The organism is Metapseudomonas phytobenefica, assembly GCF_043392685.1.
Classification (GTDB): Bacteria; Pseudomonadota; Gammaproteobacteria; order Pseudomonadales; family Pseudomonadaceae; genus Metapseudomonas.
Map to the genome: position 1 here is coordinate 111,554 of NZ_JBHZGM010000002.1, position 23,392 is coordinate 134,945.

27 protein-coding genes and 1 riboswitch are annotated in these 23,392 nt (G+C 67.0%); of the genes, 21 read left to right on the forward strand and 6 right to left on the reverse strand.

Annotated elements, in window-relative coordinates; translation table 11 throughout:
* Positions 1 to 51: 51 nt before the first annotated feature.
* The 5 genes from ACFW0B_RS02595 to ACFW0B_RS02615 all read left to right on the forward strand — a co-directional run bounded on the left by ACFW0B_RS02595 (position 52) and on the right by ACFW0B_RS02615 (position 3,074).
* Entirely contained in the window at positions 52 to 672 is a 621-nt protein-coding gene (locus tag ACFW0B_RS02595; protein ID WP_449146395.1) for a C40 family peptidase, read from the forward strand.
* A 143-nt stretch (positions 673 to 815) separates the two neighbouring features.
* Positions 816 to 1,340 (forward strand): C40 family peptidase, encoded by a 525-nt coding sequence (locus tag ACFW0B_RS02600; protein ID WP_449146396.1) that lies wholly within the window; start codon positions 816 to 818, stop codon positions 1,338 to 1,340.
* 7 nt (positions 1,341 to 1,347) lie between these two features.
* Complete coding sequence (locus tag ACFW0B_RS02605; RefSeq protein ID WP_449146397.1) at positions 1,348 to 1,998, forward strand: O-methyltransferase; 651 nt, start codon at positions 1,348 to 1,350, stop codon at positions 1,996 to 1,998.
* A gap of 5 nt (positions 1,999 to 2,003) precedes the next feature.
* A complete protein-coding gene (locus ACFW0B_RS02610) occupies positions 2,004 to 2,324 on the forward strand; it encodes a hypothetical protein (protein ID WP_449146398.1) in 321 nt (106 codons plus the stop codon).
* A complete protein-coding gene (locus tag ACFW0B_RS02615) occupies positions 2,325 to 3,074 on the forward strand; it encodes an SIR2 family NAD-dependent protein deacylase (RefSeq protein WP_449146399.1) in 750 nt (249 codons plus the stop codon).
* A gap of 68 nt (positions 3,075 to 3,142) precedes the next feature.
* On the opposite strand, the gene ACFW0B_RS02620 is transcribed toward ACFW0B_RS02615, so the two are convergent.
* Positions 3,143 to 3,430 carry a type II toxin-antitoxin system Phd/YefM family antitoxin gene (locus ACFW0B_RS02620; protein WP_449146400.1) on the reverse strand — a complete coding sequence of 96 codons (288 nt, stop codon included), beginning with the start codon at positions 3,428 to 3,430 and terminating at the stop codon, positions 3,143 to 3,145.
* A 407-nt stretch (positions 3,431 to 3,837) separates the two neighbouring features.
* Between ACFW0B_RS02620 and ACFW0B_RS02625 the strand changes: the two genes are divergently transcribed.
* From ACFW0B_RS02625 to ACFW0B_RS02700, 16 genes are all read left to right on the forward strand, one after another.
* Positions 3,838 to 4,143, forward strand: coding sequence for a winged helix-turn-helix domain-containing protein (locus ACFW0B_RS02625; RefSeq protein WP_449146401.1), 306 nt, complete (start codon positions 3,838 to 3,840; stop codon positions 4,141 to 4,143).
* A complete protein-coding gene (locus tag ACFW0B_RS02630; RefSeq protein WP_449146402.1) occupies positions 4,053 to 4,412 on the forward strand; it encodes a transposase in 360 nt (119 codons plus the stop codon). The genes ACFW0B_RS02625 and ACFW0B_RS02630 overlap by 91 nt, the downstream gene beginning before the upstream one ends.
* A 92-nt stretch (positions 4,413 to 4,504) precedes the next feature.
* A riboswitch (cobalamin riboswitch) is annotated at positions 4,505 to 4,718 on the forward strand.
* Positions 4,719 to 4,752: 34 nt separating this feature from the next.
* Positions 4,753 to 6,654, forward strand: a complete 1,902-nt coding sequence (gene btuB, locus ACFW0B_RS02635; protein WP_449146403.1) for a TonB-dependent vitamin B12 receptor — start codon at positions 4,753 to 4,755, stop codon at positions 6,652 to 6,654.
* Positions 6,655 to 6,667: 13 nt separating this feature from the next.
* Complete coding sequence (cobO, locus tag ACFW0B_RS02640) at positions 6,668 to 7,279, forward strand: cob(I)yrinic acid a,c-diamide adenosyltransferase (protein WP_449146404.1); 612 nt, start codon at positions 6,668 to 6,670, stop codon at positions 7,277 to 7,279.
* Positions 7,280 to 7,336: 57 nt separating this feature from the next.
* Positions 7,337 to 8,635: a cobyrinate a,c-diamide synthase gene (locus ACFW0B_RS02645; protein WP_449146405.1), complete on the forward strand. Its 1,299-nt coding sequence runs from the start codon at positions 7,337 to 7,339 to the stop codon at positions 8,633 to 8,635.
* The gene (bluB, locus tag ACFW0B_RS02650; RefSeq protein ID WP_449146406.1) at positions 8,632 to 9,282 is read left to right on the forward strand and encodes a 5,6-dimethylbenzimidazole synthase; all 651 of its coding nucleotides are present in this window, start codon (positions 8,632 to 8,634) and stop codon (positions 9,280 to 9,282) included. The genes ACFW0B_RS02645 and bluB overlap by 4 nt, the downstream gene beginning before the upstream one ends.
* On the forward strand, positions 9,279 to 10,187 hold the full coding sequence (gene cbiB / locus ACFW0B_RS02655) for an adenosylcobinamide-phosphate synthase CbiB (protein WP_449146407.1): 909 nt from the start codon (positions 9,279 to 9,281) through the stop codon (positions 10,185 to 10,187). The genes bluB and cbiB overlap by 4 nt, the downstream gene beginning before the upstream one ends.
* On the forward strand, positions 10,180 to 11,172 hold the full coding sequence (gene cobD, locus ACFW0B_RS02660; protein ID WP_449146408.1) for a threonine-phosphate decarboxylase CobD: 993 nt from the start codon (positions 10,180 to 10,182) through the stop codon (positions 11,170 to 11,172). Before cbiB ends, cobD begins: the two co-directional genes overlap by 8 nt.
* Complete coding sequence (locus ACFW0B_RS02665; protein WP_449146409.1) at positions 11,169 to 12,626, forward strand: cobyric acid synthase; 1,458 nt, start codon at positions 11,169 to 11,171, stop codon at positions 12,624 to 12,626. Before cobD ends, ACFW0B_RS02665 begins: the two co-directional genes overlap by 4 nt.
* A 108-nt stretch (positions 12,627 to 12,734) precedes the next feature.
* A complete protein-coding gene (gene cobU, locus ACFW0B_RS02670; protein WP_449146410.1) occupies positions 12,735 to 13,256 on the forward strand; it encodes a bifunctional adenosylcobinamide kinase/adenosylcobinamide-phosphate guanylyltransferase in 522 nt (173 codons plus the stop codon).
* Positions 13,253 to 14,311 carry a nicotinate-nucleotide--dimethylbenzimidazole phosphoribosyltransferase gene (gene cobT, locus ACFW0B_RS02675; RefSeq protein ID WP_449146411.1) on the forward strand — a complete coding sequence of 353 codons (1,059 nt, stop codon included), beginning with the start codon at positions 13,253 to 13,255 and terminating at the stop codon, positions 14,309 to 14,311. The genes cobU and cobT overlap by 4 nt, the downstream gene beginning before the upstream one ends.
* Positions 14,308 to 14,874 carry an alpha-ribazole phosphatase family protein gene (gene cobC, locus ACFW0B_RS02680; RefSeq protein WP_449146412.1) on the forward strand — a complete coding sequence of 189 codons (567 nt, stop codon included), beginning with the start codon at positions 14,308 to 14,310 and terminating at the stop codon, positions 14,872 to 14,874. The genes cobT and cobC overlap by 4 nt, the downstream gene beginning before the upstream one ends.
* Positions 14,871 to 15,599, forward strand: a complete 729-nt coding sequence (locus tag ACFW0B_RS02685) for an adenosylcobinamide-GDP ribazoletransferase (protein WP_449146413.1) — start codon at positions 14,871 to 14,873, stop codon at positions 15,597 to 15,599. Before cobC ends, ACFW0B_RS02685 begins: the two co-directional genes overlap by 4 nt.
* A 292-nt stretch (positions 15,600 to 15,891) precedes the next feature.
* Positions 15,892 to 16,305, forward strand: a complete 414-nt coding sequence (locus tag ACFW0B_RS02690) for a MarR family winged helix-turn-helix transcriptional regulator (protein ID WP_449146414.1) — start codon at positions 15,892 to 15,894, stop codon at positions 16,303 to 16,305.
* A 43-nt stretch (positions 16,306 to 16,348) separates the two neighbouring features.
* On the forward strand, positions 16,349 to 17,554 hold the full coding sequence (locus ACFW0B_RS02695; protein WP_449146415.1) for an MFS transporter: 1,206 nt from the start codon (positions 16,349 to 16,351) through the stop codon (positions 17,552 to 17,554).
* 171 nt (positions 17,555 to 17,725) lie between these two features.
* On the forward strand, positions 17,726 to 18,280 hold the full coding sequence (locus tag ACFW0B_RS02700) for a glutathione peroxidase (protein ID WP_449146416.1): 555 nt from the start codon (positions 17,726 to 17,728) through the stop codon (positions 18,278 to 18,280).
* A gap of 56 nt (positions 18,281 to 18,336) precedes the next feature.
* Here the strand turns inward: ACFW0B_RS02700 and ACFW0B_RS02705 are convergent, their stop codons facing one another.
* From ACFW0B_RS02705 to ACFW0B_RS02725, 5 genes are all read right to left on the reverse strand, one after another.
* Positions 18,337 to 19,590, reverse strand: a complete 1,254-nt coding sequence (locus ACFW0B_RS02705) for an OmpP1/FadL family transporter (RefSeq protein WP_449146417.1) — start codon at positions 19,588 to 19,590, stop codon at positions 18,337 to 18,339.
* A 180-nt stretch (positions 19,591 to 19,770) separates the two neighbouring features.
* The gene (locus ACFW0B_RS02710) at positions 19,771 to 20,250 is read right to left on the reverse strand and encodes a hypothetical protein (RefSeq protein WP_449146418.1); all 480 of its coding nucleotides are present in this window, start codon (positions 20,248 to 20,250) and stop codon (positions 19,771 to 19,773) included.
* Between the two features lie 242 nt (positions 20,251 to 20,492).
* Complete coding sequence (locus tag ACFW0B_RS02715; protein WP_449146419.1) at positions 20,493 to 21,347, reverse strand: sulfurtransferase; 855 nt, start codon at positions 21,345 to 21,347, stop codon at positions 20,493 to 20,495.
* Positions 21,348 to 21,449: 102 nt separating this feature from the next.
* Positions 21,450 to 22,625 (reverse strand): cystathionine beta-lyase, encoded by a 1,176-nt coding sequence (gene metC, locus ACFW0B_RS02720; RefSeq protein WP_449146420.1) that lies wholly within the window; start codon positions 22,623 to 22,625, stop codon positions 21,450 to 21,452.
* Between the two features lie 203 nt (positions 22,626 to 22,828).
* Positions 22,829 to 23,305: an Lrp/AsnC family transcriptional regulator gene (locus ACFW0B_RS02725; protein ID WP_449146421.1), complete on the reverse strand. Its 477-nt coding sequence runs from the start codon at positions 23,303 to 23,305 to the stop codon at positions 22,829 to 22,831.
* Positions 23,306 to 23,392 lie beyond the last annotated feature (87 nt).

The following is a 23,392-nucleotide window of genomic DNA, read 5'->3' on the forward strand; positions in this document are numbered from 1 at the left end:
TAGAAGGCATAGTCGCGCCTTCATCAAAAACTCTTCGACACGGTCGTGCCCATGCTGAAGCGCTTCGCACCCCTCGTGCCTCTTACCTTCGCTCTGTTTCTCGCCGCTTGCGCCAACAACGTGCAGCAGCAACCCCAGCTCCAGACCGAGGCTCCCGCAGCCGACGGCGCTCCCGACTCCCTGCTGGCGGATCGCGAACCCACCGCACTGGACCTGGCCAACCTCACCGACGACGAGCCCTACCAGCTGCCGTCCCTGGCCGATGGCCTGCTGGAGCGCGGTTTCGAACTGGTGGGCACCCCCTACCGCTTCGGTGGCCGTTCCCTGAAGACCGGCTTCGACTGCAGTGGCTTCGTGGGTTACCTGTTCAAGGAAGAAGCCGGTATCCAGCTGCCGCGCTCCACGCGCGAGATGATCAACCTGGATGCCCCGGTGATCGCCCGCAGCGAGCTGCAGCCGGGCGATATCGTGTTCTTCAACAACCGTGGCCGTGGCCGCGTCAGCCACACCGGCATCTATATCGGCGACGACCGCTTCATCCACTCCAGCAGCAGTCGCAGCGGCGGTGTGCGCGTCGACAGCCTCGACGACCGCTACTGGAAGGCCAGCTACATGGAAGCCAAGCGCGTCCTGGCCATGAACACCCCGACTCGTTCCCCCCTGCATCGCTGATCCAGGCGGGTTCGAGACGACAAGCTGAGGCGGCCTTCATGGCCGCCTCGGCTTTTTTGTGCACAATCGCACAGCTGCCTCTTGCAATATCATTGTGAGATCAGCAAATTAGCGAGCATTCTTCAAGTCAGGACTGACTTGCCATGCTCGCACCGGACCGCCTTGCCATTCTTGCCCTGGCCTCGCTGCTCACCGCTTGTGCGAGCAAGGCGCCGCCGCCTTATTCCCCTCCTGTCGCCACCCCCGTCCAGCAGTCCTCGCCGGCCGCCGAAGACGTGCTGTTCCGCGCCATAGGCCTGGTCGGCACGCCCTATCGCTGGGGCGGCAACACCCCGGACAGCGGTTTCGACTGCAGTGGCCTCATCGGCTACGTCTACCGTGACGCCGCGGGCATCAGCCTGCCGCGCTCCACTCGCGAACTGATCACCATGCGCGCCCCGAGCATCGGCATCGATGCCCTGCAAAGCGGCGATCTGGTGTTTTTCGCCACCAATGGCGGCGGCCAGGTCAGTCATGCCGGCATCTATGTGGGCGAAGGGCGTTTCGTTCATGCGCCGCGCACCGGCGGAACGGTGCGGCTCGACAGTCTGTCGAACAGCTACTGGCAACGAAGCTATCTCAGCGCCAAGCGCGTAATCTTCGATCCACGTCTGGCGCAATCCCACTGAGGCATCCATGACCAACCGCACGCTGAACCTGGACGACGCCCTCTACGGCTATCTCCTCAAGGTTTCGCTGCGGGAGGCGCCCCTCCTCGAACGTCTGCGCGCTGAAACCGCGGCACTGCCCATGGCCCGCTGGCAGATCGCGCCGGAGCAGGGCCAGTTCATGGCCTTGCTGGTCAGGCTCACCGGCGCCCGGCGCATCCTCGAAGTGGGCACCTTCACCGGCTACAGTGCTCTGTGCATGGCCGCAGAGCTGCCCGGCGATGGGCAAATGATCTGCTGTGACCTGCCCGGCGACTACAACGCCATCGCCCGCCGTTATTGGCAGGACGCTGGCCTTGCCGGGCGCATCGAGCTGCGCCTCGCGCCCGCGCTGGATACTCTCGCCGGCCTGCAGGACGGCAGTTTCGACCTGATCTTCATCGATGCCGACAAGGCCAATTACCCGGCCTACCTGGAAGAGGCCCTGCGCCTGGCCCGCACGGGCGGGCTGATCCTGTTCGACAACGTGCTCTGGAGCGGCCGGGTCCTGGAACAACAGCCGGATGACCCCGATACCCGCGCCATCCAGGCGCTCAATCTGGCCCTGAAGAACGACCGGCGCGTCGACCTCTCGATGCTGCCGGTGGGCGACGGCCTGACCCTCTGCCGCAAGCGTTGAAGGGCATGCCCGAGCCAATCCGCCTTCCGCCCCAGCCCGATGCCTGCGAACTCTGTGGTCGCGCATCCATGCTGACCCGCCATCACCTGATCCCCAAGGCGCTGCACGACAAACCCTACGTGCAGAAACGCTTCGGCAAGGGCGAGCGCATCACCGCCACCCTCTGGGTCTGCCGCCCCTGCCACAACCAGATCCACAAGCTGTTCAGCGAGAAGGAACTGGCCCTGACCTACAACAACCGCGATGCCCTGCTGGGCGACGAGCGTCTGCGCACCTTCGTCGACTGGCTGGCGGGCAAGCCGGCGGGCTTCACCCCGAGGCACTGAATGACACGCATCCCCGACGACCTTGTTTCGCGCCTGCGGAATTCCCGGCATCTGCTGATCTTCACGGGCGCCGGCGTTTCCGCCGAGAGCGGAATCCCGACCTTCCGTGACGCCCAGACCGGCCTCTGGGCGAAATACCGTCCCGAGCAACTGGCCAGCCCCGAAGGATTCCGCGCCGATCCGCAGACGGTCTGGGACTGGTACGCCTGGCGCCGCGAGCGCTGCCTGGCGGTACCGCCCAATCCGGCGCACCAGGCCATCGCAGAACTGCAGCGGCGGCTGCCGAAGGTCACCCTGATCACCCAGAACGTCGACGGCCTGCACCAGCGCGCCGGCAGCTCCGCGCCCCTGGAACTGCACGGCAATATCCATCGCCTGAAATGCTTCAAATGCCGACGCGACGGCGGCCACTGGCCGGAGGATGTTCGCCGCATCCCGCGCTGCGAATGTGGCGGCCTGCTGCGCCCGGCGGTGGTCTGGTTCGGCGAGAGCCTGCCTGAAAACGTGCTGGAGGCGGCCGCCGAGGCCAGCCGGGACGCCGACCTGTTCCTCAGCATCGGCACTTCCAGCCTGGTCTACCCGGCGGCCGAACTGCCGTTCCTGGCCAAGCGCCACGGCGCCTATCTGGTGGAAATCAACCCACAGCCCACGCCCCTCAGCGCGCGTGCCGACCTTTGCCTGCAAGGTGCGGCGGGGGAGGTGATGGCGGCCCTAATGGCGACCGCATGGGCGGGTTCGCAGGTGCGCTAGAGCGAAGCGAATCCAGCGGCTGTGTCTGCATCAAGTGTTGCAGGTCGCTGCATTGCCCGTAGGCGATCTCAATCGTTTTGATCAGCCTGGGCGTCTCCCGGCGTTTCCTGGGCAGCAGGGCTGCGCTGCTTCAGTCGTTCCAGCAGGGGGTCACCCGAGATCAAGCGGTCTTCCGCCACATCGCGGTCGGCGAAGGACAGCAATTTGATCAGTGCCAACGCTTCGTCATGGCGCTGGCGCTCGGCGTAGGACTCGACCACATAGGCCGGTACGCCCTTCTGGGTGATCACCATGGGCTCGCTGAGATCCAGCGAGGCAGCATGCTGCTTCAGATAGCTGATGGTCTGGATTTTCATGGCATCTCCCAGGTGTTGAGGACGTCGCATCCCGGCGGGATGATGCGCCCCAAGGGCGTGAATGGAGCGGTCCATTCAATGTCCGAACAAAGACTGCCATCAATCAGCGAATTCGGGGCGAACTTCCGGTTGCCTTGGGCGTCGTGCCGCATTACCGTCCGCCGCTGCAGAAATTTGCGCCCGCCCGGGCGCCCGACTCAATCGCGCACCAAGCAGGACAAGCATGATCACCGGGGAACTCAAGAGCCAAGTCGACGCCGTCTGGAACGCCTTCTGGACCGGCGGCATCTCCAACCCCCATTCGATGCGCCGGCGCTGTTGGGCTGCGCCGAGGTGAGCTTGCCTGTGACCGCTCCGGCTACTAATGTAGCCAAAACGGCTACGAATGAAGCTGAGTTGGCTACAACATGAACCTGCTGGATACCCTGTTCGGCCTGCAACGCCAGCGCGTGCTGAGCTGGCTGCTGCTGCACCCGGAGCAAGCGCTGCACGTGCGCGAATTGGCGCGCCTGACCGGCACTCATGCCGGCTCACTGCACCGTGAGCTGGCCAAGTTGGCCGAGGCCGGGTTGTTGCTGCGCAGTAAACAGGGCAATCAGGTGCTGTACCAGGCCAATCGGCAATGCCCGGTGTTCGAGGAACTGGCCGGGCTGTTCCGCAAGACCCCCTGCGCTTCAGGAGTGCCCGCGCGATCACCGCCTTTGCCGGGCTGAATCCGAAGCTGCAGGAGTCCGGCACCTACAAGGGCCAGACCCGGATTTCCAAGATGGGCTCGGCGCGCCTGCGGGCGGGGTTGTACATGCCAGCGGTGAGCGCGCTGACGCACAACGCGGCTATCCGAGCGCTGAGTGAACGCCTGCGCGCGAAGGGCAAGACGGGTAAGCAGATCGTCTGCGCGGCGATGCGCAAACTGCTGCACATCGCCTACGGGGTCCTCAAATCGGGCCAGCCCTTCGATGCAGAACGGGCGCTTGCTCACTAGGGATCAAGACGGTATCTACCGGTTCGTTTCGCTGCGGATGTACCCGGTCCCCTGGCCGCCATCCGATTTGACGCTACCCCGCGCACCCTCTAACCTTCGCCGCTGCCTCAGGTGCCCCTTGGCTTTGGCCTAAGGGGTGAAACAGGGAAGCCGGTCCATTCCTTCGAAGAATCCGGCGCTGCCCCCGCAACGGTAGGCGAGTCGAATGCCGCAATCGGCCACTGTGCTCCAGCATGGGAAGGCGCGGCGCAGGAGCATGTCGCTCCACTCGCAAGCCCGGAGACCGGCCTGTCGCACACAGGGCATCGCGGAGTTTTCCGCATGCAGTTCCTCCCAAGAAATGTCGCGCGGGTGGCACGACGGAGATCCGACCTTGATTCGCAAGCCTTTCTTCAGGCCGGCGGCGCTTGCGCTGCTCGGCGGTACTTCCATTTCCCCCTTCCTGAACGCCGCGCCCCTGACGCTGGACGAACAGGTGGTCACGGCAACCCGTAGCGAACGGCCGGTGCGCGCCAGCCTGGCCGCCAGCAGTGTGATCGACCGCGAAGAGATCGAGCGCAGCCAGGCCCGTTCGGTGCCCGAGCTGCTGCGCACTGTGCCGGGCGTGACCCTCAACAACAACGGCGGGCCGGGCAAGCAGACCTCGGTTTCCATCCGTGGCACCGAATCGGACCATGTGCTGGTGCTGATAGACGGGGTCAAGGTGGGTTCGGTCAGCAATGGCCTGACCGCCTTCCAGGACCTGCCGGTGGAGCTGATCGAGCGCATCGAGGTGGTTCGTGGTCCGCGTTCCAGCCTCTACGGCTCCGAAGCCATCGGCGGCGTGATCCAGATCTTCACCCGCAAGGGCGGGGAGGAGGGCACCAAGCCCTGGTTCTCGGCAGGTTATGGCACCCACGACAGCTATGACGGCAGCGCCGGCGTTTCCGGCGGTGATGGACGGGCCTGGTACAGCCTCGGCGTCAGCAGCCAGGACACCGACGGCATCGACGCCCTCAATGCGCGCAATAGCTATCACGAGCCCGACGCCGACGGTTACCGCAACCTGTCCGGCAACCTGCGCGCCGGCTATCGCTTCGATAACGGCCTGGAGCTGGATGGCACCCTGCTGCGTGCCAAGGGCCATACCGATCTCGATCTGGTGAGCCCCTTCAATCCCGGCGGCGGCCACAACGCCAACTCCGACAACGAGCAGCGCCTGGCCGGTGGTCGCGCCCGTTTCAGTCCGCTGGAGCCCTGGGATGTGACCCTGCAGGCCGGTCGCAGCGAAGACCTGGCCTATACCGAAACCAGCGGACTGTTCTACTCGCGCTTCGATACCCAGCGCGACTCCGCCTCCTGGCTGAACGACCTGACCCTGGCCGAAGGCCACGTGCTGACCCTGGGCTACGACTGGCAGCGGGACCGGGTCAGCAGTTCCACTGCCTTCGACAAGGACTCGCGGCTGAACAAAGGCTGGTTCGCCCAGTACCTGGGCGAATACGGGCGCCAGGACTGGCAGCTGGCCCTGCGCCGCGACGACAACGAGCAGTTCGGCACCCACGACACCGGCAGCGCCGCCTGGGGCTACGCCCTGACCGACGCGGTGCGCTTCAGCCTGAGCTACGGCACCGCCTTCAAGGCGCCGAGCTTCAACGAGCTGTACTTCCCCGACTATGGCAACCCGAACCTGGACGCGGAAACCTCCGAGACCTTCGAGGTCGGCCTGACCGGTGAGCACGACTGGGGGCGCTGGTCCGCGAACGCCTTCCGCACCCATGTCGATGACATGATCGTGCACGACGCGAACTCCGGGCTGGGGCCGTTCGGCAGCCCTAACAACATCGGCAAGGCACGCATTGACGGCATCGAACTGGTGCTCGGCAGCCGTTGGCTGGGCTGGGACTGGCAGGCCAACGCGACCGTTCTCGACACCGAGAACCGCGCCCGAGACGCCAACCACGGCAATGAACTGCCGCGCCGCGCCCAGCAGGTGTTCAACCTGGACCTGGACCGCCGATTCGGCAAGCTTGGCCTTGGCGCGACCCTGCATGCCGAAGGACGGCGCTTCGACGACGTGGAAAACGACGACCGCCTGGCCGGCTACGCCACGCTCGACCTGCGTGGCGAATACTGGCTGACCGAGGAGTGGCGCCTGCAGGCCAAGGTGACCAACCTGCTGGATGCCGACTACGAAACCGCGCAGGACTTCAACCAGCCGGGGCAGGCGGTGTTCTTCACCGTTCGTTACCAGGCTCTGTGACGAGGACGCTCCGATGACCGAATCCGCCGAACGCGACGCCCGGCACAAGGCCCGCATGCAGCGCAAGAAGGCCGTGATCGACGAGAAGATCGCCCAGGCCCGGGATGAATACGGCCTCCTGCTGGTGCACACCGGCAACGGCAAGGGCAAGAGCAGCTCGGCTTTCGGCATGGTCGCCCGCGCCCTCGGCCATGGCCTCAGGGTCGGCGTGGTGCAGTTCATCAAGGGCGGCATGTCCACCGGTGAAGAGAACTTCTTCCGCCGCTTCCCCGAAGAGGTCAGCTACCACGTGATGGGCGAGGGCTACACCTGGGACACCCAGGACCGCCAGCGCGACATCGAGAAGGCGCGGGCCGCCTGGGCCGTCGCCCGGGGGCTGCTGGACGATCCGAAAGTAGGCCTGGTGGTGCTGGATGAACTGAACATCGCCCTCAAGCACGGCTACCTGGACCTGGACGAGGTGCTGCGGGACATCGAATCCCGCCCCGAGCACCAGCACGTGGTCGCCACCGGCCGTGGCGCGCCCCAGGGGCTGATCGACGCCGCCGACACCGTCACCGAAATGACCCTGGTCAAGCACGCCTTCAAGTCCGGCGTGAAGGCCCAGAAGGGTGTGGAGTTCTGATGCCCGGCACCGCTACTCCTTCTCCCTTCAGGGAGAGGGCCGGGGAGAGGGCATCCCATGTCTGACCTCGCCCGGAGCTGCCCGGCCCTGCTGATCGCCGCTCCCGCCTCCGGCCAGGGCAAGACCACCGTCACCGCCGCCCTGGCCCGCCTGCACACACGTCAGGGCAAGCGCGTGCGGGTGTTCAAGTGCGGCCCGGATTTCCTCGACCCGATGATCCTCGCCCGCGCATCCGCGGCCCCGGTCTACCAGCTGGACCTGTGGATGGTGGGCGAGGCGGAAAGCCGCCGCCTGCTCTGGGAAGCGGCAGGGGAGGCCGACCTGATCCTGATCGAGGGCGTGATGGGGCTGTTCGACGGCTCGCCCTCGGCCGCTGACCTGGCGCGCCGCTTTGGCGTGCCGGTGCTCGGCGTGATCAATGGCGCCGCCATGGCCCAGACCTTCGGCGCCCTGGCCGTGGGCCTGGCCACCTACCAGCCGGACCTGCCCTTTGCCGGCGTGCTCGGCAATCGCGTCGGCAGCCAGCGTCACAGCAACCTGATCCGCGACAGCCTGCCGGACTGGATCCGCTGGTACGGCGCCCTGCCGCGCAGCGCGGACGTGGAACTGCCCAGTCGTCACCTGGGCCTGGTGCAGGCCGAAGAACTGGCGGACCTGGAGGCGCGCCTGGACGCCGCTGCCGATGCCTTGGCCGCCAGCGCCGAAGTGGCCGTGCCACCGGCGGTGAGCTTTGCCGCGCCCGAGCTGCAGGCGATCGCTGAAGAGCTGGCCGGTGTGCGCATCGGCGTCGCGCGGGATACCTCCTTCGCTTTCCTTTACCAGGGCAACCTCGACCTGCTGCAGCGGCTGGGCGCCGAGCTGGTGTTCTTCTCGCCGCTGATCGATGAGCAGCTGCCCGAGGTGGATAGCCTCTACCTGCCGGGCGGATACCCCGAATTGCACCTGCGCCAGCTGCAAGGCAACCGCGCCATGGCCGAAGCCATTCGCGCGCACCATGGAGCGGGCAAGCCGATCCTCGCCGAGTGCGGCGGCATGCTCTATCTGTTCGACGCCCTGACCGACACGAGCGGCGAGAGCGCGGAACTGCTGGGCCTGCTGCCCGGCCGCGCGACCATGCAGAAGCGCCTGGCGGCGCTGGCCCTGCAGGAGGCAGCGCTGCCGGAAGGTCATCTGCGCGGTCACACCTTCCACCATTCGCTGCTGGACTCGCCGTTGCAGCCCCTGGTTCGCGGCCTTTGCCCGAACGACAAGCCGGTGGCCGAGGCAGTGTTCCGCTGCGGCCGGCTGACCGCCTCCTACATTCACTTCTACCTGCCGTCCAATCCCCGGGCGGCCGTGGAGCTGTTCCGACCATGAGCGAACACGCCTTCAGCCTCGACGAGCGCGCTGCGGTCTACCGGGCCATTGCCGAGCGTCGCGACATGCGCCACTTCTGCGGCGGCGAGGTGGCCCCCGAGCTGCTCGCGCGCCTGCTGGAGGCGGCCCACCAGGCGCCCAGCGTCGGGCTGATGCAGCCCTGGCGTTTTATCCGCGTCACCTCCACTGAGCTGCGGGAAGGCATCCACGCCCTGGTGGAGGCCGAGCGGGTACGCACTGCCGAAGCGCTGGGCGAACGCTCCGACGAATTCATGCGGCTCAAGGTGGAAGGCATCCGCGACTGTGCCGAACTGCTGGTGGCGGCCTTGATGGATGGCCGCGAAGCCCATGTGTTCGGCCGCCGCACCTTGCCGGAAATGGACCTCGCCTCGCTGTCCTGCGCCATCCAGAACCTCTGGCTGGCGGCTCGCGCTGAAGGCCTGGGGATGGGCTGGGTGTCGCTGTTCGATCCCGCGGCCCTGGCCGATCTGCTGGGAATGCCCGAGGGCAGCAAGCCGCTGGCGGTACTCTGCCTGGGCCCGGTGAGCGGGTTCTATCCGGCGCCTATGCTTGTGCTCGAAGGCTGGGCCCAGCCGCGTCCGCTGGCCGAGCTGGTGTTCGAAAACCAATGGGGGCAGCGTCCATGAGCCTGGGATTGTTCGCCCTCGGCGCGGTGGCGCTGGATGCCCTGTTCGGCGAGCCGAAGGGCTGGCACCCGCTGGTGGCCTTCGGCAAGTTCGCCAACCGCCTGGAGCGCCGCTTCAACCCGGGCGGCTGTGGCTGGCGCAGCCATGGCGCGAGTGCCTGGGGGCTGGCGGTGCTGCCGCTGACCTTCGGTGCCTGGCTGCTCTCGGAGCTGCCTTACATCGGCTGGCTGGTGGGGCTGGTCGCCCTCTACGCCGCCATCGGCCTGCGCAGCCTCAACGAACACGCCGAGCCTGTGGCCAACGCCCTGCAAACGGGCGACCTGCCGGAGGCACGCAAGCGCGTCGGCTACATGGTCAGCCGCGAAACCCGTGAGCTGGATGAATCCGCCGTCGCTCGCGCCGCCACCGAGTCGGTACTGGAGAACGGCAGCGATGCGGTGTTCGCCGCGCTGTTCTGGTTCGCCGTGGCCGGGGCGCCGGGCGTGGTGTTCTATCGCCTGTCCAACACCCTCGACGCCATGTGGGGCTACCGCAACGAGCGCTTCGAGCGCTTCGGCTGGGCGGCGGCGCGCATCGACGACCTGCTCAACTACATCCCGGCGCGGCTGGTGGCGCTGACCTACGCGCTGCTCGGCAAGACCGCCCTGGCCCTGCGCTGCTGGCGCCGCCAGGCACCGCAGTGGGACAGCCCCAACGCCGGTCCGGTGATGGCCGCTGGTGCCGGTGCTCTGGGCGTGGCCCTGGGCGGACCTGCCGTCTACCACGGCGAGCTGCATCAACGGCCGGTGCTGGGCGAAGGCCAGGCGGCGCGGGCGCAAGACATCGGCCGCGCCATGGACCTGGTGCGCCAGGGCGTGCTGCTGTGGCTGGCGGTGCTGATTGTTGGAGGCTGGTTCCTTGCTTGAACATGGCGGACGGCTGCGCGCAGCGGCGCGGCGCTACGGCATAGCAGACGCCGACTGGCTCGATCTCTCTACCGGCATCGCGCCCTATGGCTGGGACTTGCCGGCCATTCCGGCTGCCGCCTGGGCGCGCCTGCCCGAGCTGGACGACGGCCTGGAAGAGGCGGCGCGGCGTTACTACGGTTGTGCCTCCCTGCTGCCGGTGGCCGGTTCCCAGGCGGCGATCCAGACCCTGCCGCGCCTGCGTGAACGCAGCCGGGTAGGGGTGATCTCGCCGTGCTACGCCGAGCACGCCCATGCCTGGCGCCGCGAAGGCCACGAGCTGCAGGCGCTGGATGCGCAAGCCGCCGGACGTGAGCTGGAGCGTTTCGACGTGATGCTGGTGGTCAACCCGAACAACCCCACCGGCCAGCGCCTCGACCGGCAGACCCTGCTGGAGTGGCGCGCACGGCTGGCCGCGAAGGGCGGCTGGCTGCTGGTGGACGAAGCCTTCATGGACTGCACGCCGCAGGAAAGCCTCGCCGGCGATTGCCCCTTGCCGGGGCTGGTGGTGCTGCGATCCTTCGGCAAGTTCTTCGGCCTGGCGGGGATCCGCCTGGGCTTCGTGCTGGCCGAGCCGCAACTGCTGCAGCGGCTCGAAGAGTGGCTCGGGCCCTGGGCGGTGAGCGGCCCCGCGCGCGCCCTGGCCAGGGCGCTGCTGCTGGATCAGGCGGGCCAGGCCCGGCAGCGGCAAGCCCTGCTGCGGGACGGCCAGCGTCTGGAGAGCCTGCTGCGCGACTGCGGCCTGCCCGCCAGTGGCGGCACGGCGTTGTTCCAGCGCCTGCTGCGTGACGACGCGCCAGTCCTGCACGAATTCCTCGCCGCTCGCGGCATCCTCACCCGGCTGTTTGAAACGCCCGCCAGCCTGCGCTTCGGCCTGCCGCCGGACGAGGCTGGCTGGGAGCGGTTGGGCCGGGCCCTGATCGACTACGCCAAGGAGCGTCCATGACCACCCTGATGGTGCAGGGCACCACCTCCGATGCCGGCAAGAGCACCCTGGTGACGGCGCTGTGCCGCTGGCTCAAGCGCCAGGGCGTGGCCGTGGCGCCCTTCAAGCCGCAGAACATGGCGCTGAACAGCGCGGTGACCGCCGACGGTGGCGAGATCGGCCGCGCCCAGGCGGTGCAGGCCCAGGCTTGCGCCCTGGCGCCGCACACCGACATGAACCCGGTGCTGCTCAAGCCCAATACGGATATCGGCGCCCAGGTGATCATCCACGGCCGCGCCGTCACCAGCATGAATGCCGCTGCCTACCACGACTACAAGAAGGTCGCGATGGCGGCGGTGCTGGAGTCCCACCAGCGCCTCAGCCGCCAGTATTCCGTGGTCATGGTCGAAGGCGCCGGCTCGCCCGCGGAGATCAACCTGCGGGCCAACGACATCGCCAACATGGGCTTCGCCGAGGCGGTGGACTGCCCGGTGATCCTGGTGGCCGACATCGACCGTGGCGGCGTTTTCGCCCATCTGGTGGGCACCCTGGAGCTCCTCTCGGAAAGCGAGCAGGCGCGGGTGAAGGGCTTCGTCATCAATCGCTTCCGGGGCGACATCGCGCTGCTCAAGCCGGGGCTGGACTGGCTGGAACAGCGCACCGGCAAACCGGTGCTGGGCGTGCTGCCCTATCTCACCGACTTCCACCTGGAAGCCGAGGACGCCATCGACCAGCGCCAGGCCGCCAAGACGGGCGATGTGCTGCGGGTGGCGGTGCCGGTGCTGCCGCGCATCAGCAACCACACCGATTTCGATCCGCTGCGCCTGCATCCGCAGGTGCAACTCGACTTCGTCGCCCCCGGCCAGCCCATGCCGCCGGCGGACCTGATCATCCTGCCCGGCTCCAAGAGCGTGCGCGCCGACCTCGCGCGGCTGCGTGAACACGGCTGGGATCGGGCCCTGCAGCGCCACCTGCGCTACGGCGGCAAGGTGTTGGGCATCTGCGGCGGCTACCAGATGCTCGGCTGCAGCATCGCCGACCCCCACGGCCTGGAAGGCCCGGCAGGGGAGAGCGCAGGGCTTGCCCTGCTGGAGGTGGATACCGTGCTGGAGCCGGAGAAGCAGCTGCGCAACGTCAGCGGCCGCCTGCTGCCGGATGGCGCCGCCCTGAGCGGCTACGAGATCCATGCCGGCGTCACCACCGGTGCGGGCCTGGAGAATCCTGCCGTGATGCTCGACGACGGCCGTGCCGACGGCGGGCGAAGTGCCGATGGCCAGGTCATGGGCACCTACCTGCATGGCTTGTTCGAGTCCGCCGATGCCAGCGCCGCGATCCTCCGCTGGGCCGGACTTTCCGTCGTACAAGCGGTGGACTACCACGCCCTGCGCGAGCGCGACATCGAACGCCTGGCCGACCAGGTGGAGCAGCATCTGGATATTGGGAGGCTGCGATCACTGTGCGGACTCTCTCTGTAGGAGCCAGCTTGCTGGCGAACCTTCGGTGCATCCTTCGCCAGCAAGCTGGCTCCTACGGGCGTGCACTCGGTCCACGGATGCACTCCCCACGAACGACGAGGTTTACCAATGCCTGAACTCATCCTCGGCGGGGCCCGCTCCGGCAAGAGCCGGCTGGCAGAGAAACTGGCGGCTGAGAGTGGCCTGAAGGTGGTCTATATCGCCACCAGCCAGCCACTCGATGGCGAGATGAGCGCGCGGGTGGCCCATCACCGCGCCCGCCGCCCGGAGCACTGGGGCCTGGTGGAAGAACCACTGGAGCTCGCCCGCGTGCTGCAGGCGCACGCCGCCGCCGATACCTGCCTGCTGGTGGACTGCCTGACCCTCTGGCTGACCAACCTGCTGATGCTGGACGACCCGGCGCATCTGGACGAGGAACGCGAGGCGCTGCTCGGCTGCATCGCCGCGCTGCCCGGCCGCGTGCTGCTGGTCAGCAATGAAACCGGCCTGGGCGTCGTGCCCCTGGGCGAGCTGAGCCGTCGCTACGTCGACGAAGCCGGCTGGCTGCACCAGGCCCTGGCCGAACGCAGCGAACGGGTGATCTTCACCGTCGCCGGCCTGCCCATGATCCTCAAGGGAGACCCCCTATGACTTCACTGCATTGGTGGCAGGCGCCCTGCCAGCCGCTCGACCCGGTGGCCCGCGCCAAGGCCCGGGGCCGCCAGGACCAGCTGACCAAGCCCCGTGGCGCGCTTGGCCAGCTGGAGGAGCTGGCCATCACCCTGGCCGCCCAGCAGGGCCGTGAACGACCCGCCATCGACCGCCCCTGGTTCGCCGTGTTCGCTGGTGACCACGGCGTGGTGGAGGAGGGCGTGTCCGCCTACCCGCAGGCAGTGACCGGCGAGATGCTGCGCAATTTTGTCCGTGGCGGTGCCGCCATCAGCGTGTTGGCCAGGAGCCTTGGCGCCACCCTGGAACTGGTGGACCTGGGCACCGCCCTGCCGCTGGAACCGCTGCCGGGTGTGCTGCACCTGCAGGTCGGGGCCGGTACGGCGAACTTCGCCCGTGAACCGGCGATGACCGCCGCCCAGTGCCTGATCGCCCTGCAAGCCGGCCGCTCCAGTGTCGAACGCGCCCTGGCCGCCAGCGCCGACCTCTATGTCGGCGGCGAGATGGGCATCGGCAACACCACCACTGCCAGTGCCTTGGCCTGCGCCCTGCTGGAGCTGCCGGCCACCGCGCTGGCCGGGCCCGGCACCGGGCTGGATGGCACGGGCGTGGCGCACAAGATCCAGGTTATCGAGCATGCCTTGGCCTTGCATCGCCAGGATTGCGACAGCCCGCAGGAAACCCTGCGCCGCCTTGGCGGCTTCGAAGTGGCGGCGTTGACCGGCGCCTACCTCGCCTGCGCCCAACTGGGCCTGCCGGCCTTGGTGGATGGTTTCATCTGCAGCGTGGCGGCGCTGTGTGCCGTGCGCCTGAACCCCGCGTGCCGCGAGTGGCTGCTGTTCTCCCATCGTTCCGCCGAGCCCGGTCATATCGCCGTGCTCGCAGCGCTGCAAGCGCAACCGCTGCTGGACCTGGGCCTGCGCCTGGGCGAAGGCAGTGGCGCGGCCATCGCCCTGCCGCTGCTGCGCCTGGCCTGCGATCTGCACGGCGGCATGGCCACCTTCGCCGAAGCTTCCGTGTCGGACCGCCCGGCATGAAACTCGACCTCCTGCGCCACGGCGAAACCGAGCTGGGCGGCGGCTTTCGCGGCAGCCTGGACGACGCCCTGACCGCAACCGGCTGGGCGCAGATGCGCGCCGGAGTCGACGGTGCAGGCCCCTGGGATGTGCTGGTGAGCTCGCCCCTGCAGCGCTGCGCCGCCTTCGCTCGCGAGCTCGAGGCGCGACTCGGCCTGCCGCTGAGTTTCGACGCCGACCTGCGCGAGTTGCACTTCGGCCAGTGGGAGGGCCGCAGCGCGGCGCAACTCATGGAGGACCACGCCGAAGGCCTGGGGCTGTTCTGGAACGATCCTTACAGCTACACGCCCCCGGACGGCGAACCCCTGCTGGATTTCGAGGCACGGGTGCTGGCTGCTGGCGAGCGCGTGCGGCAACGCTTCGCCGGCAAGCGGGTATTGCTGGTCACCCACGGCGGGGTGATCCGCATCCTGGTGGCCCGCGCCCGGCAACTGCCGCGTAGCCAGTTGATGCAGGTGGAAGTCGCCCATGGCGAGCTGTTCCGCCTGGCCTTCGACGAACACGGCCTGCGGGAACGTCCATGACACCGCTGCTGATCGCCCTGCAGTTCCTCACCCGCCTGCCTGTGCGCCTGCCGGGCATGCCCGAGCCTCGGCAGATCGGCCGCTCGCTGCTCTGCTATCCGCTGGTGGGCGTACTGATCGGCGCCCTGTTGCTGGCCGGTGCCTGGCTGCTGGACGGCCGCCCGGTCCTGTTGTCGTCCGCGCTGCTGCTGGCGCTCTGGGCGGGATTGTCCGGCGGCCTGCACCTGGACGGCCTGGCCGATACCGCGGACGCCTGGGTGGGTGGCTACGGTGACCGTGAACGCACCCTGAGCATCATGAAAGACCCCCGCAGCGGCCCCATTGCCGTGGTCGTGCTGGTGCTGGTACTGATGCTCAAGTTTGCCGCGCTGGCTGCCTTGCTGCAGGCCGGGCAGTGGCTGCCCCTGCTCCTGGCGCCCTGGCTGGCGCGCGGCATGCTGCCGCTGCTGTTTCTCACCACTCCCTATGTGCGCCCCGGTGGCCTGGGTCAGGCGCTGGCCGAACACCTGCCACGCCGGGAACTGCCGCTGTGGCTGGGCGGGCAGGCGGTGGTGATGCTGTTTTTGGGCTGGGTGGCGTGGATTGTGCTGGTGGCGGCGCTGGTGATCTTTGCCTGGCTGCGAGGGCGGTTCATCCAGCGGCTGGGAGGGACCACCGGGGATACGGCGGGGGCGCTGGTGGAGATTGTCGAGGTGGGGGTGTTGGTGGCTGTGGCCTTGGCCTGACAGTTACCTCACCCCTGGCCTCCTCAGAGCAGCCCTTCGGCCTGCTCAGCGATTGAAATCGCCCCCACAGGAAAAGCGAGCTGCGTTCCGCACCTATCCCCCGGTGGGCTCCATACCTTGTGGGGGCGAATTCATTCGCTATGGGCAACACAGTTGCCCCCTGCCATCCCGCAGGGCAGCCCTTCGGTCTGCTTGGCGATTGAAATCACTCTCACAGAAAAAACGGCCCGGCCATCGCTCCCACGCAGTCTTCGATTGACGCTCAGGTGGTTGCGGGTATATACACGCATCCATGTTGCCGACCCAATGCCTCTGTACCAAGTTGCGCCGTGCCACCCGTAACGTGACCCGGCTCTACGACGACGCCCTCGCCGGTGTCGGGGTGAATGTCGCCCAGTATTCGCTGCTGAAGAACCTGGCCCGACTGAACCAGCCGAGCATCACCAGCCTGGCCGAAGCGCTGGGGCTGGATCGCAGCACCCTGGGGCGCAACCTCAAGGTGCTGGAGAACAGGGGACTGGTGCATCTGGAAGGCGGCGAGGACCAGCGTAATCGCCTGGTTTCCCTGACCCCGGCCGGGCGCGCCTGCCTCGATGAAGCGCTGCAGGCCTGGGAACAGGTGCAGGTGCGGCTGGGTCAACGCATGGGGCTGGAGAAGCGGGCGGCGCTGATGGCGCTGCTGGATGATCTGGAACATATCAGCTGATATTTTCGCTGGAAAACGGGTATATACCCGCAAAGGACTTTCTATGACTTCGGTATGGCGTACGACTGGCTGGGTTCTTCTTGGGGCGTCGCTGATCCTGGCGTTGTCGCTGGGCATTCGCCATGGCTTCGGCCTGTTTCTGGCCCCCATGAGCAGCGAGTTCGGCTGGGGCCGCGAGGTGTTCGCCTTCGCCATCGCCCTGCAGAACCTCATCTGGGGCCTGGCGCAGCCCTTCACCGGCGCCCTGGCCGACCGCTTCGGCGCGGCGAAGACGGTGATCGTCGGCGGCGTGCTCTACGCCCTGGGGCTGGGGCTGATGGGCTTCTCCGATTCGGCCCTGTCGCTGTCGCTCAGCGCCGGCCTGCTGATCGGCATCGGCCTTTCGGGCACCTCATTCTCGGTGATCCTCGGCGTGGTGGGCCGTGCCGTGCCGGTGGAGAAGCGCAGCATGGCCATGGGCATCGCCGCGGCTGCCGGGTCCTTCGGCCAGTTCGCCATGCTGCCCGGCACCCTCGGCCTGATCAGCTGGCTCGGCTGGTCCTCCGCACTGCTGGCGCTGGGCCTGCTGGTGGCGCTGATCGTGCCGCTGACGGGGCTGCTCAAGGACAATCCGCCGCCGCCCCAGGCCCATGAACAGAGCCTGGTCGAGGCGCTGCGCGAGGCCACCGGCCACTCGGGCTTCTGGCTGCTGGCCCTGGGCTTCTTCGTCTGCGGTTTCCAGGTGGTGTTCATCGGCGTGCACCTGCCGGCCTATCTGGTGGACCAGCATCTGCCGGCTTCGGTGGGCACTACGGTGCTGGCGCTGGTGGGGCTGTTCAACGTGTTCGGCACCTATATCGCCGGCTGGCTCGGCGGCCGCCATGCCAAGCCGAAGCTGCTCACCGCGCTGTACCTGCTGCGCGGCGTGGTGATCGTGGCTTTCGTCTATCTGCCGCTGAGCACCTGGAGCGCCTACGCCTTCGGCATGGCCATGGGCCTGCTGTGGCTGTCCACGGTGCCCCTGACCAACGGCACCGTCGCCACCCTGTTCGGCGTGCGCAACCTGTCCATGCTCGGTGGTATCGTTTTCCTGTTCCACCAGTTGGGCGCCTTCCTCGGCGGCTGGCTGGGGGGCTATCTCTATGACCACACGGGCAGTTACGAACTGGTATGGCAGATTTCCATATTCCTCAGTCTGGTGGCGGCGGTGCTGAACTGGCCGGTGCGCGAGCAGCCGGTGGCGCGCCTGCAGCCCGTCGCAGCGGCATGAGCCTGCGTCTGGGCTGGGTCCTCGGCGCCCTGGCCGCCGGCCTGCTGCTGGCCCTGGGCTGGTGGGGCTGGCAGCAGGGCGGCCTGGCACTGATGCAGCTGGGATTCAATTGCTAGTCGGCCTGCCCGGCGCTAGCTTAGGTGGATCACCCGATCCGCTTCGGAACTCGCCATGAAAGCCTTGCCCATCCTGTCATTGTCGCTGCTGGCCCTGTTCGGCGGTCAGGCCATGGCCGCCGAGTGCCCTTCGCTCCTGCAGCACAACCTGCCGCAACTCCGCTCCAAGAACAGCATCGACCTCTGCCAGCGCTTCGCCGGCAAACCGCTGGTGGTGGTCAACACGGCCAGCCACTGCGGTTTCACCCCGCAGTTCAAGGGGCTGGAAGCGCTCTACAAGCGCTACAAGGATGAGGGCCTCGAAGTGCTCGGCGTGCCTTCGGACGACTTCAAGCAGGAAGCCGCCTCCACCGAGGAAACCGCCAAGGTCTGCTACGAGAACTACGGCGTGACCTTCGTCATGACCCAGCCGCAGCACGTCACCGGCGACCAGGCGATACCGCTCTACAAGGAGCTGATCGCCCAGTCCGGGCAGACGCCGCGCTGGAACTTCTACAAGTACGTGGTGGATCGCCAGGGCAAGGTGATCGCGCATTTTTCCAGCCTGACCAAGCCGGATGATCCCGACCTGCTGAAGGCGGTGGAGCAGGCGCTGGCCAGCCAACCCTGATCCACAGGCAGAAAAAAGCCCGGATTCCTCCGGGCTTTGTTTTTCCTGTGGCCTGATCAGAAGCGATAGGTCAGCTGCGCACCCAGGCCATGGGCGCTGTTCTTGTAGGTGGCGCGATAGGCCCCCTTGCTGGCGTTGACCTGGTTGATGTCGGCGTCTTCTTCCTTCAGGTAGGAATAGGCGACGTCGACGGTCACATCGTCGTTCGGGCTCCAGGCGGCACCCAGGCTGAAGATCTTGCGGTCGTCAGTGGGGATGCGCGGCGAGCGGAACTCGTTGCGGGTCGGGGACTGGTCGTAGGCCAGGCCTGCACGCAGGGTCCACTGGCGGTTCAGCTTGTAGGCGGCACCCACGGCATAGGACCAGGTGTCGCGCCAGTCCTGCTCTTCGGTGATGTTGCTGAGGGCGGCAGGCAGGCGTCCGGTGTTTTCAACGCGGATTTCTTCCAGGCGGCTCCAGCGGGTCCAGGTGCTACCGGCGTAGAGGGTCCAGGCGTCGTTCAGGTCATGGGTGACGGAGAAGTCGACGGATTCCGGGGTTTCCAGGTCCAGGGAGGCGTCGTACTTGCCGGCCAGGGGGCCGAAGCCGCTGCCGCTGAGGGTGGTGTCACCTTCCAGCTTGTAATCCACCTTGGAGTGGTAGGTCAGGCCGATGCGGGTGCGCGCGTCCAGTTCGAAGAGCACGCCGGCATTGAAGCCCAGGGCGGTGTCGTCGCCCTTGACCTTCACCTTGCCGTCGTTGCGGCCCGGGGACAGCGGGTTGAGGACCGCGGAAGTCAGTTCACCGTCGATGCGGTTGATGGTGGGGCCGAAACCGAACGACAGCTGGTCGTTGATGCGGTAGCTGACGGTGGGCTGCAGGGTGATCACCCGCACTTCGCTCTTGTTGCCGTAGTAACGGCCGGCGAAGCCGGATTCGTAGTCGGTGATCAGGCCGAAGGGCACGTACATGCCGAGGCCGAAGGACCATTTGTCGTCGATCGGCTTGACGTAATAGCCCATGGGCACGCCCACGGTGGGAACCATGTCGCCGTCGTTGTTGCCGCCGAAGGTGCTGCGGGTGTCGTCGATGTCGGTCTTGGCGAAGATCACGGCGGCGCCGACGCTCACCTGCTCGCGCTTGAGGCGGGCCATGCCGGCGGGGTTGCCGTAAACGGTGGTGGCGTCATCGGCGGAAGAAGAGCGGCCGGCGAAAGCGGTGCCCATGCCGCTGATGCTTTGCTCGTTGAGGGCGAAGCCGGAGGCCAGGCTGTAGCTGGAAGCGGCGCTGACGGCCAGGGCGAGGGCGGTCCTGAAGACTCTGATTATCACGGTGAACTCCTGAACGATGGTGCAAAGGCCGGCACGCTAACAGGATTCAGGAGGCCTTTCCAGCTTGGCGGTTTTCGGCAAACTTCCTTGTAAGATTGTCGAACAATCTGGAAGTTGGTGGCATTTTCGCTGATCGTGCAAATTGCCTGGCACCATGGTTCCTGACTGGTCGGTCAGTGATCAGGCAACTTGGCTGAGTCCTCCGACATGGCGTTGCCAGGCGTCGATGAAATCCCTCGGGCTGCCTTCGGGCTGGAACACTTGGCGCCAGATCATGGCCATGCCGATCAGGTCGTCGGCGGCCGGCAGCACCAGGATGCTCGATTCGACCAGCATCCAGGCGATGGCGGTGGCGTAGCGCAGGTTGACTGTCAGCTCCAGGTGCGGCGCGGTGAGGAAGGCATGCTGGCTGGCCAGCCCGCGAACCTGGCTGGCGAGTTCCGGGTCCAGTGCCAGGTGATGGTCCCAGAGCTGCTGGTGGCGCTCGTCGCTGATGCCGTACAGGCCGCGTCCCTTGCCGCGGTCCAGGGCGGAGCCGAGTGCCGACTGGCAGGCGGCGGCGCCCAGCAGGATCGTTTCGGCGGTGGGGGAGGGGCGCTGCAGGTAATTCAGCGTCGGTCGTATCACATGCTGGCGGAGATCGCAGGCGGCTATTCCCATTTTGCCCTCGCGAAGGGTGCCGGCGGGGCCGGGGCGTTTTGGCAGCTTCTCGTCGTTCTAGGAAAGGGCCCCACCGGGAGCGGAGTTAGCCGCTCGATTTGAAGTCTAGTGCGATATTTGTGCTGTAAAGGCCTGTTTTTAAACCGATTCAGGCTTCTGGTTATTGTCTATATAGCTGGCTGTGATTAAAAAACAGCCAACAGGCAAGGGCCGCAAAGTCCCATGCCTGCTGGCTTTCTGCCTTATTCGCCCTTGGCCAGAGGGCGGGAAGGATTGGTGATCCACTCGCTCCAGGAACCGGCATAGAGCCGCGCCAGGGGATAGCCGGCCAGGCTCAGGGCGAAGAGGTTGTGGCAGGCGGTGACGCCCGATCCGCAATAGGCTACGACCTCGTCCAGCGGACGGTCGCCGATCAGCGCGGCGAAGCGCTGTTTGAGGGCCTCGGCCGGAAGGAAGCGGCCGTCGCTGCCGAGGTTGTCGGTGAAGGCTGCGCACTGGGCGCCGGGGATATGGCCGGCCACCGGGTCGATGGGCTCGACCTCGCCCTTGAAACGCGGCAGGGCGCGGGCGTCCAGCAGGGTCAGGCGGGTGTCGCCCAGGCGTTGCTGCAAGCCGTCGGCATCCAGCAGCAGGTTGTTGTCGGGCTGGCCCGCGAAATCGCCCGGCTGCACCACCGGCACCTCGCGGGTGAGCGGCAGCCCTGCGTCGCGCCAGGCCTTGAGGCCGCCATCCAGCAGGAATACGCCATCGCGCTTGCCCAGCCAGGCCAGCAGCCACCAGGCGCGCGCGGCGAAGGCGCCGGGGCCGTCGTCGTAGAGGACGATGGTGCTGTCGGCCGTGATGCCCCAGTCGCGCAGCTTGTCGGCCAGCGTCGCCGGGGCCGGCAGCGGGTGGCGGCCGGTCACGCCCTGGGTGACCGGGCCGGACAGGTCGCGTTCCAGGTCGGCGAAGCAGGCCTTGGGAATATGGTTCTCGGCATAGCCGCGCTGGCCATAGGCCGGGTCATCGAGGGAGAAGCGGCAGTCAAGGATGACCAGGCCCGGTTCTTCCAGGCGGGCACTGAGTTGGGCTGGGCTGATGAGCTGTGCGAGCGACATGGCGGGTTCCTTGTCGTGACCATTGGTGTGGCGAGCATCATAAGGACGCTCGCACAGCCTGTCGCGCGCAATTGGCGGCGGCGCGGAACCGCCGCCGGTGGCTCAGCGGTAGGCGGCGCGCAGGCGCTGGAAGCCGGCGTCGAGGTCGGCGATCAGGTCGTCCGGATGCTCCAGGCCGACGTGCAGGCGCACCAGCGGACCATCGCTCTTCCAGGTGGTCGCGCTGCGGTGGGCGCCGGGATTGGTCAGCAGGATCAGGCTCTCGAAACCGCCCCAGCTGTAGCCCATGCCGAACAGTTGCATGCCATCGAGCATGGCGCGCACCGCCTGTTCGGGCATCGCCTTGAACTCCACGCTGAACAGGCCGCAGGCGCCGGTGAAGTCGCGCTTCCACAGTTCGTGGCCGGGCGCGCCGGGCAGGGCGGGGTAGAGGATGCGTGCCACTTCCGGCTGTTCGGCCAGCCACTGGGCCACCTTCTCCGCATTGCGCTGGTGGCGTTCCAGGCGGGTGGAGAGGGTGCGCAGGCCGCGCAGGGCCAGGTAGGCATCGTCGGCGCTGACCGACAGGCCGAGCTGCTTGTAGAAGCCGCGCACCTGCGGGAACAGCGATTCGGTGGTCATGATCACGCCCATCAGCACGTCCGAGTGGCCGACGATGTATTTGGTGGCGGCATGGATGGAGATATCCACACCGTGGCTGAACGAAGGGAAATGCAGCGGTGTGCCCCAGGTGTTGTCGATCATCACCAGGGCGCCGTGGGCATGGGCCACTTCGGCGATGCTGGGCACGTCCTGCACTTCGAAGGTCAGGGAGCCGGGCGATTCGAGGAACACCACGCGGGTGTTGGGACGCATCAGCGCGGCGATGCCACCGCCGATCAGTGGGTCGTAGTAGGTGGTCTCGATGCCGAAACGCTTGAGGGTCTCGTCGCAGAAAGCGCGGGTCGGGTCGTACACGGAGTCGGTCATCAGCAGATGATCGCCGGGCTTCAGGGTGGCCAGCAGGGCGGTGGTCAGGGCGCTCAGGCCGCTGGGGGTGAGCATGGCCCCGTAGGCGCCTTCCAGTTCGGCCAGGGCGGACTCCAGCGAGCGGGTAGTGGGGTTGCCGTGACGGCCGTAGGTGTTGAGGGTGCCGTTCTGCGCGTGCAGGGCTTCCACGCTGGGGAAGAGCAGTGTGGAGGCGCGGTAGACCGGGGTGTTCACGGTTCCGCCGACCCGGCCCCGTTCACGGCCTTCATGGGCCAGCAGCGTTTCGAGATGCAGCTTGCGTTCGTCCACCTGGGTGTACCTCTGGGTCGGGATAGCGGATATGAGCGGTGCCTGCCTGGAACGGAAGGCCTCCGGGATGGCGAAAAGATTACCGGTGGAGGCGGGGAAATTCTTTGCTTTGATTGGTCGGGAATATCGGTGGTCTGGAAATAATTTCTACAGAATAATCTGTTATTGGAAGAACTTTCTACGATGCACTGGTGCCGGGGAAATCATGAGTCGCCGGTCTGGGTCAGATGATCCAGGGGTAGCGCCGTGGTGTGCTTGATCACTTCCATGGCGAAGCCGGAACTGACGTCCGACAGGTCGGCCACGCGGATCAGGCGCTTGTACACCGCGTCGTAGGCCTTGATGTCCGGCACCACCATTTTCAGCAGGTAATCGACGTCGCCGGTCATGCGGTAGATCTCGACGATCTCGGGAATGTCGCGCGTGCCTTCGATGAATTGCCGGGTCCAGTCATCGCTGTGGCGGCTGGTGCGGATGGTGACGAACACCGTGACCCCGAGCTTGAGCCGCTCGGCATCGCAGAGCGCTACCTGCCGGGTGATCACGCCGTCCTCGCGCAGCTTCTGCAGGCGCCGCCAGCAGGGCGTGGGGGAGAGGTTCACCGCTTCGGCCAGCTCCGCGAGGGAAATCGAGGCGTCCTGCTGCAGGAGGGCGATGATCTGCAGGTCTTTCTTGTCCATGGGCTGGGTCCGTGGCAGGGGTGTCTGGTCGGGAGGCCGGCGGGCCGGGTGTGTCGAAACGATGACAATCGGCATCATAAGGTCACC

Coding starts and splice junctions, on each gene's coding strand:
- cobC (WP_449146412.1), top strand. CDS start 14,308: ATGAAACTCGACCTCCTGCGCCACGGCGAAACCGAGCTGGGCGGCGGC.
- ACFW0B_RS02620 (WP_449146400.1), bottom strand. CDS start 3,430: ATGAAAATCCAGACCATCAGCTATCTGAAGCAGCATGCTGCCTCGCTG.
- ACFW0B_RS02710 (WP_449146418.1), bottom strand. CDS start 20,250: ATGGGAATAGCCGCCTGCGATCTCCGCCAGCATGTGATACGACCGACG.
- ACFW0B_RS02700 (WP_449146416.1), top strand. CDS start 17,726: ATGAAAGCCTTGCCCATCCTGTCATTGTCGCTGCTGGCCCTGTTCGGC.
- ACFW0B_RS02715 (WP_449146419.1), bottom strand. CDS start 21,347: ATGTCGCTCGCACAGCTCATCAGCCCAGCCCAACTCAGTGCCCGCCTG.
- ACFW0B_RS02625 (WP_449146401.1), top strand. CDS start 3,838: ATGAACCTGCTGGATACCCTGTTCGGCCTGCAACGCCAGCGCGTGCTG.
- ACFW0B_RS02610 (WP_449146398.1), top strand. CDS start 2,004: ATGCCCGAGCCAATCCGCCTTCCGCCCCAGCCCGATGCCTGCGAACTC.
- cobU (WP_449146410.1), top strand. CDS start 12,735: ATGCCTGAACTCATCCTCGGCGGGGCCCGCTCCGGCAAGAGCCGGCTG.
- ACFW0B_RS02600 (WP_449146396.1), top strand. CDS start 816: ATGCTCGCACCGGACCGCCTTGCCATTCTTGCCCTGGCCTCGCTGCTC.
- ACFW0B_RS02695 (WP_449146415.1), top strand. CDS start 16,349: ATGACTTCGGTATGGCGTACGACTGGCTGGGTTCTTCTTGGGGCGTCG.
- ACFW0B_RS02645 (WP_449146405.1), top strand. CDS start 7,337: ATGTCTGACCTCGCCCGGAGCTGCCCGGCCCTGCTGATCGCCGCTCCC.
- ACFW0B_RS02605 (WP_449146397.1), top strand. CDS start 1,348: ATGACCAACCGCACGCTGAACCTGGACGACGCCCTCTACGGCTATCTC.
- ACFW0B_RS02595 (WP_449146395.1), top strand. CDS start 52: ATGCTGAAGCGCTTCGCACCCCTCGTGCCTCTTACCTTCGCTCTGTTT.
- cobT (WP_449146411.1), top strand. CDS start 13,253: ATGACTTCACTGCATTGGTGGCAGGCGCCCTGCCAGCCGCTCGACCCG.
- ACFW0B_RS02630 (WP_449146402.1), top strand. CDS start 4,053: ATGCCCGGTGTTCGAGGAACTGGCCGGGCTGTTCCGCAAGACCCCCTG.
- ACFW0B_RS02615 (WP_449146399.1), top strand. CDS start 2,325: ATGACACGCATCCCCGACGACCTTGTTTCGCGCCTGCGGAATTCCCGG.
- btuB (WP_449146403.1), top strand. CDS start 4,753: ATGTCGCGCGGGTGGCACGACGGAGATCCGACCTTGATTCGCAAGCCT.
- ACFW0B_RS02690 (WP_449146414.1), top strand. CDS start 15,892: ATGTTGCCGACCCAATGCCTCTGTACCAAGTTGCGCCGTGCCACCCGT.
- ACFW0B_RS02725 (WP_449146421.1), bottom strand. CDS start 23,305: ATGGACAAGAAAGACCTGCAGATCATCGCCCTCCTGCAGCAGGACGCC.
- ACFW0B_RS02685 (WP_449146413.1), top strand. CDS start 14,871: ATGACACCGCTGCTGATCGCCCTGCAGTTCCTCACCCGCCTGCCTGTG.
- ACFW0B_RS02665 (WP_449146409.1), top strand. CDS start 11,169: ATGACCACCCTGATGGTGCAGGGCACCACCTCCGATGCCGGCAAGAGC.
- cobO (WP_449146404.1), top strand. CDS start 6,668: ATGACCGAATCCGCCGAACGCGACGCCCGGCACAAGGCCCGCATGCAG.
- bluB (WP_449146406.1), top strand. CDS start 8,632: ATGAGCGAACACGCCTTCAGCCTCGACGAGCGCGCTGCGGTCTACCGG.
- cbiB (WP_449146407.1), top strand. CDS start 9,279: ATGAGCCTGGGATTGTTCGCCCTCGGCGCGGTGGCGCTGGATGCCCTG.